At 44.0% G+C, this 945-nt stretch carries 1 pseudogene; it reads left to right on the forward strand.

From position 1 onward, the window contains the following. Positions 1 to 945, forward strand: a pseudogene (locus tag A7P55_RS13410) (hypothetical protein); the annotation flags it as partial.

Below are 945 nucleotides of genomic sequence, written 5' to 3' on the forward strand. Positions count from 1 at the left end.
CAAGGTAAGCTTGCGATTGAATTAGCCAAAGATGTGAAAGTCGATAGTGTCAATGCAGCAGGCACATTGATCAATAGCAGTGGTCTTAGCTTTGTGGATGGCAGTGGTAATGCAATTGCAAACAGCCCGAGTGTTAGTAAGACTGGAATCAGTGCAGGCAATCAAAAGATCACTAATGTGGCAAAGGGTGATGTGAATGCGACTTCGACTGATGCGGTGAATGGCAGTCAGTTGCATGAGGTTGAGCAAATTGCCAATAAGGGTTGGAACCTCAGCACCAATAACAATGCTGCCAGTAAGAGCAATGTTGCACCTGATGATACCGTGGATATTTCCAATGCAGACAGTAACCTTGTGATCAGTAACCAAGGCAATAATGTGGATATCCGTCTTGCCAATCAAGTCACGATTGGATCGGGTACAGGCAGTAATCCAGTCACGATTAATGGTGTGACAGGTCGAATCAATGGCTTAACCAATACCACATGGGACCCGAACGCAAGCTATAACAATAGACAGGCAGCAACCGAGGAACAATTAAAATCAGTCAGTGATGTAGCACAGAATGCGAACAAGGGCTGGAATGTAAAATCTGACAGTAACTTGGCAGCAACACAAGTGAAGCCAACGGATACGGTAGATATTGGCTTAGCCACAGGTGAAAGCAATCTAAAATCAACTGCGTTGAATGATGGTAAAGGCACTACCACGATTGATTTTAGTTTAAGTAAAGACCTGAATATTGATACGGTTACTGCGGGTACGGGAACAAATAAAACCGTGCTGAGTCAGACGGGTGTGAATATTGAAAATGGAACGACTCAAACGCAACTCGAAGCAGGTAAGGTGGTTGTTAAGAACACAGCGAATACACTGACTTTAGATTCAGGCAAAGGCACACTTGAAGGTCTAAGCAATAAAGATATCAGTAGTGCGGACTTTGCG

Origin of the sequence: Acinetobacter sp. Ac_5812, assembly GCF_013072695.1 — a bacterium.
Classification (GTDB): Bacteria; Pseudomonadota; Gammaproteobacteria; order Pseudomonadales; family Moraxellaceae; genus Acinetobacter.